This is a genomic window from Oleiharenicola lentus (assembly GCF_004118375.1).
Taxonomy (GTDB): domain Bacteria; phylum Verrucomicrobiota; class Verrucomicrobiia; order Opitutales; family Opitutaceae; genus Lacunisphaera; species Lacunisphaera lenta.
Map to the genome: position 1 here is coordinate 1,027,262 of NZ_SDHX01000001.1, position 11,785 is coordinate 1,039,046.

The window sequence follows — 11,785 nt, forward strand, 5'->3', positions numbered from 1 at the left end:
TGATGTTTGGGGCGTTCAGAACGTGAATCGGGCGCTCAGCTCGAAGCTGCGCGGGTCGGCGAGGCGCCACATGGTGGTGCCGGCGACGGGCTGGTATTCTTCGTCGAGGAGGTTGCGGCCGCGGAGCGTGAAGGTGACGTCGTTCCAAGTGTAGCTGGCGCCGGCATCAACCACGACGTAGCCTTCGGCGACGACAGAGTTATTGTTGTTGGCGAAGCGGTCGCTGACGTAGCGCACGCCGCCGTTGAGGGCGAAGGCCTGGGAGATACGCTTCACGACGAAGGCGCTCGCGACCCACTCGGGGACGTTGGAGGGCGTGTTGCCGGTGCGGGAGATGACGCCCGTGCCGAGGTTCTCGGCGAAGCTGCCATACCAGGCGTCGGTCCAGGCGACGTTGCCCTCGAGACGCCAGCCGTCAGCCGGCGAGAAACCGGCGGCGAGTTCGACGCCGCGGGAATTCTGCGCGCCGATCTGCTGGCTGATGCGCAAGCCGGTGAGCGGGTCGAGGGTGGAGGCGAGGATGTTGTTCTTCTCGATGTCGAACAGCGCCAGGGTGAAGTCCACCTTGCCGCCGACGAGGGAGCCCTTGGCGCCGATCTCGAACTGGCGGCCGGTCTGGAGGGCGAAGTCGTTCGACGTGGCGGTGAAGCTGACGAGCTGGGTCGTCGGCTCGGCGGCGCGGCTGTAGCTGGCGTAGAGGTTCAGGTCCTTGCGGACGGACCACACGACGCCGGCGCGGCCCGTGAGCGGGGAATAGCCTTTCTCGTAGCGCGCGAAGGTCGGGTTGGCCGGCGTGACAAGGGTGTCGCGGGTCAAATCGATGGTGTCGTGGCGCAGGCCGGCGATGAGCTTCACGTCGGAGGTGACGTCGAGGGCGTTCTCCACATAGAAGGCGGCGGTCTCGATGATGACATGGGAGGTCTTCATGAAGTAATTCGCATCTCCCGGGCCGGAGGTCTGGGCCGGGTTGAGCAGGCTGACGCTGCTGGCCGTGGTGGCGTAGCCGAAGGGCGTGCCGCCGCGGGTGAGGTTGTTGCGCTCGAAGAAGCCGCCGACGATGAGGCGGTTGGGGCGGCCGGCGATTGTGCCGCGGTGGATGAGGTCGAGACGGTTGCCGGCGAGCAGGTCGTCGCGGTAAATGTGGAGGAACGAGGAGCGGGCGACGAGCTGAGTGACCGGGTTCCAGGTGTTGGTCTCGAGGTTGCGCCATTTGAGGAGTTGGGTGGCGACGTAGGCCTCGTTGCGCAGCTCGAGGTCGGGTGTCAGGCGCAGCTCGGCGCGGAGGCGGGAGAAGGTGTTCTCGGTCTTCGCGTAGTTATCGAGAATGTTGTAGTTGGTGCGGCGGGCGGCGTCGACGACGCGCGGGTTGACCATGCGGTCGGTGGCGCTGTTGAAGGTGCGGACCTCGACGTTGGTGTTGCCGGGGATGGTGGTGTTGATCACGCCGTCGTAGACGACCGGGTTGCCGTAGTAGCTCTCGTTCCAGTCTTTCAGCAGGGTGGTGTTGAAGGAGAGCTTCAGCTTGTCGGTGGCCTGCCACGCGAGAGCGGCGGCGACGGCGTCGTAGCGCTGGGCGTTGCGGTCCACGTAGCCCTGGGTCTCGTTGTGGCTGTAGTCCACGCGGGCGGTGACGGGGTGTTCCTTGGAGCCGAGCGGGAGCGGGCCGCCCCAGCCGAGGCCGATGCGGTAGCTGTCCCAGGCGCCGGCGCTGACGAAGGCCTCGCCGCGGGCGACGGGGCTGGGGGACTTGGAGAGGTAGTTGACCGCGCCGCCGACGGCGCCCTCGCCGAACATGAGCGAGGCCGGGCCCTTGAGAACCTCGACGCGGTCGAGGAGGAAGGAGTCCACGGTGCGCGAGGACTGCGACGCGGTGTTCTGGCGGATGCCGTCGCGCATGACGCTGACGCTGTTGGAGCCGAAGCCGCGGGTGGAGTAGGTGGGGATGGAGCCGAACTGGGTTCCACCGGTCATGCCGACGGCGGCCTCGACGGCCTCGACGGCGGTGCGCAGGCCGCGCAGCTGCATCACCTCCTGGGTGACGACGGAGACGGAGACGGGCAGGTCGCGGTTGGCGAGGCCGAGGCGGGAGCCGGAAGCCGGGGCGGAGTCGAGGGGCAGGGAGAAGACGGCCTCCTTGCCGGCGTTGATCTCGAGCTTGTCGAGCTCGACGGTTTCGTTGGCCGTCTGCGCGCGCAGGAGCACGGCGGAGGCCAGGGTGGATACGGTGAAAAGAGTGCGGAAATGCATGGTTGTGATGGTCGGGATGTGCGCGGGTTGACGCGGGCGCACAGGCGCGGCCCGAGGCGGGCGTGGAAGGAGACGCCGGGCGGAAAGGCCGCGGCGGGGAAACAGTGCCAGCGTGCAACACACCCCGCCCTGATGGGCACCCCTCTTGATAGAGGGGATCAGGATGTGTGCCGCTTCAGGCGCGCGGCGGGGGCACGGGCACCGAAACGGTGCGCGTGAGACCGGCCTCGTTGACGAGGCCCGGCCAGGCAATTTCGGGCGCGATCAGCACGGGGGCTGGCGTCCAGTCGGCGATCAAAAGGATTTTTTCCGTTCCACCACCGAGTGCGGCCTCGGTCGGCAGCTGCCGGCGCGCGGCGTCCTGGTTGCTTTGCGCAAGGGTGCACATCTCGCAGGGTGCGCTGCCGTCGAAGGTCAGTTCCAGAGCGTCGGCCACGGGCATCACCTGGGAGTATTCCTTGAACATCTTCGCCCAGGCGACGACCTGCACGACATTCCACACCGCGCCGTTGGCACAAAGCCAGGCGAGCAGCAGGCAGGTCGTGGAGAGGGTGCGGCGCACGCGCTCCATGTGCATGGCCTCCGGGCGAGTCGCAAGCCGGGAATGTGTCAGGCGGGCTGGGTATGAGCGCAGCTTGCTGCGAAATAAGCCGCGGATCACGGCTCAGTTGTGCGGCAATACGCTGCGGATGACCTGGATGAGGCTGGCGAGCTCGAAGGGCTTCTGGATGAAGCCGGCGAGGCCCTTGCCGGTGAAACGGTTGATAGCCTCCTGCTGGTTGAACCCGCTGGTCAGGATCACCCGCACGGTCGGGTTCAGCATCCGCATCTGGCGGAAGGTTTCCTCACCGTCGAGGTGCGGCATCGTGAGATCCAACAGCACGAGCGTGAAACGCGTGGGGTCGGTTCGGAACCGCTCCATGCCTTCGCGTCCGTCGTTGGCCATGACGACGCTGAAGCCCAGGCGTTCGAGCATGCGCGCGGCGACGGTGCGCACGGTCTCCTCGTCGTCCACCACGAGCACGGTGCCGGAGCCTTGGAACGGCGCGGCATCCTGGAACGGGCTGAAGCTGTCCTGCGGTTTGCCTCCGGCGACGGGGAAGAAGAGCTTGAATGTCGTGCCCTTGCCGGGCTCGGAATAGACCTTCAGTCCGCCCTTGTGGCCGCGCACGATGCCGAGCACGGCGGCCAGGCCGAGACCCCGGCCGGTGAACTTGGTCGTGAAAAAGGGATCGAAGATCTTGGCGAGCGTGGCGGAGTCCATGCCGCAGCCATTGTCACTGACCTCGATGAACACGTAGTCGCCGGGGACGGGCGAGGCGTCGGGCCGGAAGCCCTTGAGGTATTCGCTGTCCACCCGGGCCACGCCGGTCGTCAGCGCCAGCACGCCGCTGCGGTTGCCAATGGCCTCCGAGCCGTTGATCACGAGGTTCATGATCACCTGGCGGAGCTGCGTGGCATCGGCCTTGATCGCGGGGAGGTTGGCCGCGAGGTTGAAGCGCAGCACGCAGTTCTTCGCGATGGAAATCTGGAGCAGGTGGGTGGTGTCCTCCACGAGCTTGTTGAGGTCGAGGCGTTGGACGACGAAGCGGCCCTTGCCGGAGTAGGCGAGCATCTGCTTGCAGAGGTCGGCGGCGCGGCGGGCGGCGGTCTCGATCTGGTCGAGCATCGGCTGGCCGAGCGAGGCCGGCGGGAGCTCCTGCCGGGCGAGGGAAGCGTTGCCGAGAATGCCCGTGAGCAGGTTGTTGAAGTCGTGGGCGATGCCGCCGGCGAGCACGCCGAGGCTCTCGAGCTTGGCGGATTCGACGAGTTTGGTTTCCAACCGGCGGCTCTCCGTGATGTCGGAGATGAAGCCGTGCCAGATCGTGCCGCCGTCCGCCGTCCGTTCGGGGGTGGATTCACCGCGCAGCCAGTGGATCGACCCGTCGGGAAACCGGACCCGATATTCCATCTGCCAGGGCTGGAGCGTCTCGGCCGACTGCTTGATCGAGGCGGCCACGGAATCCCGATCCTCCGGGTGGAGCACGGCAAACACGGCGGAAGCATCGTCCATGACCTGCTCGGGGCTGACGCGGTAGATCTCGCGGATCGCCTCGCTGCTGTAGGGAAAGCAGGAGGTGCCGTCCGCCCGCATCTTGAACTGGTAGATTACGCCCGGGACCATCGAGCTGAGCTTGGCAAAGCGGGCGTTGAGCTCGTCCCGGTCGTGTTCGACTTTCTTGCGGCTGGTGATGTCGCGGGCGATCTTGGACGCCCCCAGGATGTTGCCGGATGCATCGCGGATCGGGGAGATGGTGACGGAAACATCAATGAGCGAGCCATCCTTGCGGATGCGCACCGTGTCGAAGTGCTTCACGGTTTCGCCTCGGCGCAGCCGATCAAGGATGGATGACTCTTCGCCGAACCGATCGACTGGGAACAACCGCGTGATGGGTTGGCCGATCATCTCCGCGGCGGTGTAGCCGAAGATCTTTTCCGCACCGCCGTTCCAGCTGGTGACCACCCCGTCCAGCGTCTTGCTGATGATGGCGTCCTCCGTGGAGGCGACGATCGCAGCGAGCAGCGATTCGTTGATCGCCCTGGCGTTGGCGCGGGAGTCGGGCGCCCCGGGGTTGAAGCTCATGCCGCGCCTCCGATGGAGCGGGTGGACAGGGCGGTGTTGGCGGACAATGGGGACATGATTTACTGTGACGCTGGTGGGGTTGACCGGCGACTGGCCCGCGATCACGAGAACTTCTTATGACACGCCGTGCAAGCTGCAAACGACGATCCGCCGGCCGGCTCAGGCCGTTTTGAAAACGAAGACCTGGCCCTTCTCCGTGCCGACGGCGAGCAGCGCATCGTCGCCACGCCAGGCAAACCTCGTGGCGGCGGACGGCATGGTGACCTCGGCAACCATCGGGTTCTTGCGCGTCGGCATCCAGAGCGTGAATTCACCCTTGGCGGAGCCGGAGGCGAGCAGGCTGTGGCTGTGCTGGAAGGCGAGGGCGCACACGCGCGCATCATGCGGCAGCAGCAAGGGCTCGCGGCCCTCGGGACCCGCACCGGAGCAGTCCCACACGCAGGCGTCACGGCCGCCGCCGGTGGCCAGCCACTTCGAGTCGGAGCTGAAAGAGAGTTCCTTGAGCCGCGTTTCATAGCCGCTCATGTGCAGTTCCAGGTCGGCCTCGGCCGGGGCCCACAGATGCACGGCGTTGTCGTGGCAACCGGCGACGAGCCAGCGCCCGTCGGGCGACCACGTGAGCGCGTAGATGGCGTTGCCGTAGGGGAACTCCTTGAAAGCGGAGAAATCGGAGGTTTTCCAGAGGGCCACGTGGCCGAAGCACGCCGCCGCGAGGGTGGCGCCGCCGGGTTTCATGGCGAGCGCGCTGATGGTCTTGGGCGCGTCGGGGAAGGCGTGCGCGATCGTGCCGTCGGGTTTGATGGCGACGAGTTTCCGGCCGGCGGCGGCGAAGAGCAGCGGAGTGCTGAGCGCGGAAGGCTGAGCGCCGGATGATTGCCAGGTGAGATGCTCGACCCAGGCGTTGCCCAGTTTTGCCTCGGCGGTCTGCGCCCCGGTGGCCGGGCTCCACAGTCGCACGCAGCCGTCCTGCCCACCCGTCGCAAGGAGGGTGCCGTCAGGCGACCAGCCGAGGCAGTTCGTGCCGTCGGTGTGGCCGGCGAGGGTGTGCTTCTCGGCTCCGGTGGTCGCGTCGAAGAGCGTGACGCTGCCGCTTTGCGCCGCCGCGGCCAGCAGCAGGCCGTCGGGCGACCAGGCGAGGTCGATGGCGTAGTCGTCGAGGGCGGCGGCCCAGTGCTTGGCGAATTGCATTCGCCCGCAACTTGCGCGCGAGCGCGGTACCGTGCAAGGCGCGAGTGTCTGCTCAGGCGGGCGTCCGTCTCTGGATCGTGTGACTGTCCTCCCAGCCGCGCAACGCGAGCCTTGCCCTGCGCGGTTGGCCCGGTTTGCTGGCTCGGTTCCGTCAACCCCGACCCACGCCATGACGTTTGTTCCACGCCCCGCCGCCGCCCTGTTGCTGTCCCTGTTGCCCGCTGCGCTGCTTGCGCAGGCCCCGGCCCCCGCCACTCCGGAAGCTCCGCCCCCGCCGGCGCTCGTGCCGGCGACCGGCTTCGCCGTGCCGGAGGGATTCGAGATCACCGTGTGGGCGCAGGCCCCGATGCTGCGCAACCCGACTAACATGGATGTGGACTACAAGGGCCGCATCTGGGTGGCCGAGGGGGTCAACTACCGCAGTCACGACGACCGCGACAAGGCCGGCGACCGCATCGTCGTGCTGGAGGACACCGACGGCGACGGCACGGCCGACTCGAGCCACGTGTTCATTCAGGAGCCCGCCCTCGGCGCCCCGCTCGGCCTCGCGGTGCTGGACAACAAGATCATCGTTTCCAACGCGCCCGACCTGATCGTCTATACCGACGTGGACCGCAACGCCCGCTGGGACGCCGCCGTGGACAAACGCGAGGTGCTGCTCACCGGTTTCAACGGCAAGAACCACGACCATTCGCTGCACTCCGTGACGGTCGGGCCCGACGGCCGCTGGTATTTCAGCCAGGGCAACAACAGCGCGCACTTCACCGACCGCGCCGGCCGGACCTTCCGCGTCGGCAGCTCCTACGAGCCGACCTGGGGCAAGGCCGCGCCGCCCATCTACAGCTGGAAACCCACCCAGCTCGCCGGCGCCAAGAGCGACGACGGCCACGTCTATGTCGGCGGCTTCACCGTGCGCATGAAGCCCGACGCCACCGGCACGGAGATCATCGGCCACAACTACCGCAACAGCTACGAGCAGACGGTCACGTCGTTCGGCGACGTTTTCCAAAACGACAACGACGACCCGCCCGCCAGCCGCACCAGTCACGTGCTTGAATACGGCAACGCCGGCTTTTTCTCCCGCGACGGCAAGCGCATCTGGTGGGCCGACCGGCGGCCGGGCCAGGATATTCCCACGTCCGAGTGGCGGCAGGAAGACCCGGGCGCGATGCCCGCCGGCGACATCTACGGCGCGGGCGCGCCGACCGGCATCGCCTACTACGAGGCCGACGCCTTCGGTCCCGAGTGGCGCGGCTTGCTGCTCAGCGCCGAGGCGGCGCGCAACACGATCTTCGGCTACCGGCCCAAGGCCGACGGGGCGGGTTTCAAGTTGGAGCGCTTCAACTTTGTGACGAGCAATCCGGCGCAGGTGCTCGCCGGCACCGATGCGCTGCGCGGGCGCGTCAGCCAGGAGCTGCACACGTTCTTCCGTCCCTCCGACGTCATGGTCGGGCCCGACGGCGCCGTCTATATCGCCGACTGGTTCGACCCGCGCGTGGGCGGACACCAGGACTTCGACAACCTGACCGCCGGCGCCATCTACCGCGTCGCGCCGAAGGGTTTCAAATCGGTCGTGCCCAAGTTCGACCTCGCCACGACCGAGGGCCAGCTCACCGCGCTGAAGAGCCCGGCGGTGAACGTGCGTTCACTTGGTTTCGTTGTGCTCAAGGCGCAGGGCGCCGCCGCGGTCGCGCCGGTCGCCGGCCTGCTGGCCGACGCCAATCCCTTCATCCGGGCCCGCGCCGTGTGGCTGCTTGCCGAACTCGGCTCCGAGGGACTCGCGCGCGTCGAAGCCCTGTTGGGCGACGCCGACGCGCAGATTCGGGCGACGGCCTTCCAGGCCCTGCGCCGGCAGAATCACCGCGTGCTCGTCCACGCTGCCAAACTCGCCGTCGATCCTTCGGCGGCCGTGCGCCGGCAAGTCGCCGTCGCGATGCGCGACGTGCCCCTCGCTGAGGCGAAGGACATTCTGCTCACGCTCGCGCGCGGTTATGACGGCGTCGACCGCACCTACCTCGAGGCCTGGGGCATCGGCTGCGCGGGCAAGGAAGCGGAAATTGCCGCCGCGCTGATCGCGACGCACGCCGGGGCCGATCCGCTCAAGTGGACCCCAGCCTATGCGGGCCTGCTCTGGCGGCTGACACCCCATGCCGCTGCGCCGCAGTTCGCCGCGCGCGCGGCCGCGACCACGTTGTCGGAGAAAGACCGGCTCGCCGCCGTCACCGCGCTCGGCTTCATGCCCGGCAAGGCACCGGCGCTGGCCTTGGCCGACTTGGCGCAAAAGTCCGACGGCCTCGTGCAGCGGCAGGCGCTCTGGTGGCTGCTGAATTACAAGGACACGCGCTGGGCCGGTCTCGGTCTCGATGCCGAATTGAAGGCGCGGGGCCTTTACGATGCGACGACGGTGGTCGTGAACGAGAGCGTCGTGCCGGTGCCGGAACCGAGCAAGCTGCCTCCGGCCGCGGAGATCGCGGCGCTCAAGGGCGATGCGAAGCGTGGCGCCGCGCTCGTGAGTTCCTGCTACCTCTGTCACCGCATCGGCGACCAGGGTGTGGAATACGGCCCGAATCTCACCGCCTTCGCGAAGATGCAGACCACCGAGGTGGTCGTTGGGGCCATTGTGAATCCGTCGGCCGATATCGCCCACGGTTACGAAGGCACCACGGTCGAACTCAAGGACGGCCGGCTCGTGCAGGGCATGCAGGTGTCGGAGAGCGACCCGCTGGTCGTGATGAGCATGGGCGGTGTCACGCAGCTGATCCCCGCCGACCGTGTCGCCAAGAAGACCCGCATGAACCGCTCCCTGATGCTCAGCGCCGAGCAGCTCGGCCTGGACGCGCAGGCCGTCGCGGACCTGGTGGCGTATTTGAAGGGGCTCTGAGCGGCTCAACCTGGTCGGGTGGGCGGCCAGCTTGCTGGCGCCACGAGCGCAACACGACGTTCGTGGCGTGAGCAAGCTCACCGCCCACGCGTGGAGCCACTCTGACGCAATCTAGAATCCGTCCGCCTCGCGATACGCGCGGATGACCGCTTCCTCGCCTTTCTTGCCCGGCTTGGCGTTGCCGTGCTCCATGCCGACGACCCCGGTGAAGCCCTTGCGGTGGATGTGCCGGAAGACGTTGCGGTAATTGATCTCGCCCGTGCCGGGTTCCTTGCGGCCGGGGTTGTCGCCGGCCTGGAAGTAGGCGATCTCGTCCCAGCAGCGGTCGATGTTGGGGATGAGGTTACCCTCGGTGATCTGCTGGTGGTAGATGTCGAAAAGGATTTTGCACGATGGGCTGTTGACGGCCTTGCAGAGCGCGTAGGCCTGGTCTGACCGCTGCAGGAAGACGCCGCCGTGGTCGCGATACCAGTTGAGTGGTTCGAGCACCATCACGAGGCCGTGCGGCTCGAGGATCGCCGAGCACTCGCGGAGCAACGCGATGACGTTGGCGGTCTGGTAACCTTCGGCGAGGCGTGGGCCGCCGTAGCGGTTCCACTTCTCGGTCTTGTCGGACTGCTGGTCCACGGAGCCGGGCACGACGGTGAACCACTTCGCGCCGCAACGCTTGGCCACATCCACGGCGTTGCGGATGCTGGCGAGGACCTTTTCGCGATATTCCGGCTTGGCCACGGCGAAGGTCGGCTCGTCAAAACTGGCGTGGGCAACGAAGACGCCCATCTGCATCCCCCGGTCCTTCAGTGTCTGGCCGATGGCTTCCTGCTCGGCCGCGGGACGGCCCGCGATGCCGTTGTCCTCCCAGCCGGTGAAACCCTGGTCGGCGGCGAACTTGATCTCATCGAGAATGCCGCCGGGGGCGTGAGCCTTGAACATGCCCGGGTGCGGGCCGTAACCGAGCTTGAAGCGGGGCGCGCCGGTCTGCGCGAAAAGCCTGACGGGGTTGCTGAGCAGCGCAACGCCGGTGGCGGCGAGCGCAGAGGAGACGAAGGTGCGGCGGTTCATGGGGTGGGGTGCTTCAAAGCTGAACCGTCTTTTGGCTCCACGCCAAGGATGCAATCTGAGGCTGTGAGTGTTGTCTTATCGAATCCAGCACATCTTCGAAACCGTCATCCTGAACGCAGTGAAGGATCCAAGAGGATGTCCGCTGGCGGTTATCCTGCTGGATCCTTCGCAGGGCTCAGGATGACGGTAAGGACGCTTTTGATGATCGCACGCAGCAGGGCTCCAGTCGGTTCACAGACTTATGAGCGACCAACCGAATTTGAATACACGCCTTGGCTGAAAGCTCGCCCTGCCGGGCTCCACCACGATCAATTCACCAAGCACGCCTTGAACCCCTCGGTGAGGGCGGGGCGGTCGAGGTTCTTGCCGATAAAGACGAGCGTGTTGGTGCGGTTCTCGTCGGCGTTCCACGGGCGGTCGAATTTGGCGTCGAAGAGCATGTGCACGCCCTGGAAGACGAGTCGCTTGTTCGTGCCCTTCACGCAGAGCACGCCCTTCATGCGGAAAATGTCCCCGCCCTTGGTCTTCAGCAGCTCGCTGATCCACTCGTTGAGTTTTTTTCCGTCGAGGTCGCCGGGCACGCTGATGCCGACGGACGTGACCTCCTCGTCATGCGAGTGCTCGTGGCGGAAGGTTTTGTCCCAAACGTATTTCGTGAACGTGCCATCGGGCAGGTAGTAGTGCGTGGGCACGTCGTGGGCGGTGAAGATCAGGTATTTCCCCGCGGCCGGGATGCTCACCTTGAATTTGCCGTATTCGTCCTTGAGCTTGAGCCGGTGGAGCTGGCCGCCGGTCGTGACGGTCTCGCCGGGCAGCGTGATCTTCTCCCAGTCGGAATAGGTGAGCACGGCGGCGTTGATCGAGGCGGCGAGGTCCTTCTCGTCGAGGCTCTTCACCGGCATGACGACGAGATCGAGTTCGTTGTGGTTGTGGCCGCAGGCCTCGCCGCATTCGTGATCGTGCGCATGGTCGTGGGCATGGTCGGCGTCGGCCGGGTCGTGGCCGATCTCGATCTCGTGGAGGCCGGGCTGGAGGTCGTAGGCGCCGGCCCACTCGAAGGGGTACTCCATCTCGAGGAACTGCGGGTCCACCTCCACGGCGCGGTCGAGGTTGAAGCCGCCGACGTTGAGGACCTTCTCGATCGGCAGGGCGGCGTTGGCGGTGCGGTGGATCTTCGCGACGGCGTTGATCGAACGCAGGCGTTTCTCCAGCGCGTCCAGCTCGGCGGGGGAAACGAGGTCGGTCTTGTTGAGGATGATGACGTCGGCGAAGCCCACCTGCTTCTTCGCTTCGGGCGAGTTGTCGAGGTGGAGGAGGATGTGCTTCGCATCCACGAGCGTGACGATGGCATCGAGGCGGAACTGCTCCTTCATCTCGGGATCGGTGAAGAAGGTCTGGGCGACGGGCGCCGGGTTGGCCAGACCGGTGGTCTCGATGAGGATGGCGTCGAGCCGGTCCTTGCGCTTCATCAGCCGGCCGAGGATGCGGAGGAGGTCGCCGCGCACGGTGCAGCAGATGCAGCCGTTGTTCATCTCAAAGATTTCCTCATCGCTCTGGATGACCAGCTGGTTGTCCACGCCGACCTCGCCGAACTCGTTCTCGATCACGGCGATCTTCTTGCCGTGCTGCTCGGTGAGGATGCGGTTGAGCAGGGTGGTTTTGCCGGCGCCGAGGAAGCCGGTGAGGACGGTGACAGGAATGGGAGAGGAGGACATCAGAGGACGGAAGACGGATTACAGAGGACAGTAGCAAAGCCTGCAAGCGAGGCTTTGCAACCGGTTGCG

The 11,785-nt window shown here is 66.5% G+C and carries 7 protein-coding genes; 1 reads left to right on the plus strand and 6 read right to left on the minus strand.

The window, feature by feature from the left end; all coding sequences use genetic code 11:
• Positions 1-15 precede the first annotated feature (15 nt).
• The 4 genes from ESB00_RS04255 to ESB00_RS04270 all read right to left on the minus strand — a co-directional run bounded on the left by ESB00_RS04255 (position 16) and on the right by ESB00_RS04270 (position 6,058).
• Positions 16-2,247, minus strand: coding sequence for a TonB-dependent receptor (locus ESB00_RS04255; RefSeq protein ID WP_129046483.1), 2,232 nt, complete (start codon positions 2,245-2,247; stop codon positions 16-18).
• A 175-nt stretch (positions 2,248-2,422) separates the two neighbouring features.
• A complete protein-coding gene (locus tag ESB00_RS04260; RefSeq protein ID WP_129046484.1) occupies positions 2,423-2,824 on the minus strand; it encodes a hypothetical protein in 402 nt (133 codons plus the stop codon).
• An 87-nt stretch (positions 2,825-2,911) separates the two neighbouring features.
• Positions 2,912-4,870, minus strand: coding sequence for a PAS domain-containing hybrid sensor histidine kinase/response regulator (locus ESB00_RS04265; protein WP_129046485.1), 1,959 nt, complete (start codon positions 4,868-4,870; stop codon positions 2,912-2,914).
• A 159-nt stretch (positions 4,871-5,029) separates the two neighbouring features.
• Positions 5,030-6,058: a WD40 repeat domain-containing protein gene (locus ESB00_RS04270; protein WP_129046486.1), complete on the minus strand. Its 1,029-nt coding sequence runs from the start codon at positions 6,056-6,058 to the stop codon at positions 5,030-5,032.
• 169 nt (positions 6,059-6,227) lie between these two features.
• On the opposite strand from ESB00_RS04270, the gene ESB00_RS04275 reads away from it, so the two are divergent.
• Positions 6,228-8,939 carry a PVC-type heme-binding CxxCH protein gene (locus ESB00_RS04275; RefSeq protein ID WP_218938678.1) on the plus strand — a complete coding sequence of 904 codons (2,712 nt, stop codon included), beginning with the start codon at positions 6,228-6,230 and terminating at the stop codon, positions 8,937-8,939.
• Between the two features lie 111 nt (positions 8,940-9,050).
• Here ESB00_RS04275 and ESB00_RS04280 read toward each other — a convergent pair whose 3' ends face one another.
• Both ESB00_RS04280 and ESB00_RS04285 read right to left on the minus strand, forming a co-directional pair.
• Positions 9,051-10,001, minus strand: coding sequence for a hydroxypyruvate isomerase family protein (locus ESB00_RS04280; protein ID WP_129046487.1), 951 nt, complete (start codon positions 9,999-10,001; stop codon positions 9,051-9,053).
• A gap of 308 nt (positions 10,002-10,309) precedes the next feature.
• A complete protein-coding gene (locus ESB00_RS04285; RefSeq protein ID WP_129046488.1) occupies positions 10,310-11,716 on the minus strand; it encodes a CobW family GTP-binding protein in 1,407 nt (468 codons plus the stop codon).
• Between the last annotated feature and the right edge of the window lie 69 nt (positions 11,717-11,785).

Coding starts and splice junctions, on each gene's coding strand:
- ESB00_RS04255 (WP_129046483.1), bottom strand. CDS start 2,247: ATGCATTTCCGCACTCTTTTCACCGTATCCACCCTGGCCTCCGCCGTG.
- ESB00_RS04260 (WP_129046484.1), bottom strand. CDS start 2,824: ATGCACATGGAGCGCGTGCGCCGCACCCTCTCCACGACCTGCCTGCTG.
- ESB00_RS04265 (WP_129046485.1), bottom strand. CDS start 4,870: ATGAGCTTCAACCCCGGGGCGCCCGACTCCCGCGCCAACGCCAGGGCG.
- ESB00_RS04270 (WP_129046486.1), bottom strand. CDS start 6,058: ATGCAATTCGCCAAGCACTGGGCCGCCGCCCTCGACGACTACGCCATC.
- ESB00_RS04275 (WP_218938678.1), top strand. CDS start 6,228: ATGACGTTTGTTCCACGCCCCGCCGCCGCCCTGTTGCTGTCCCTGTTG.
- ESB00_RS04280 (WP_129046487.1), bottom strand. CDS start 10,001: ATGAACCGCCGCACCTTCGTCTCCTCTGCGCTCGCCGCCACCGGCGTT.
- ESB00_RS04285 (WP_129046488.1), bottom strand. CDS start 11,716: ATGTCCTCCTCTCCCATTCCTGTCACCGTCCTCACCGGCTTCCTCGGC.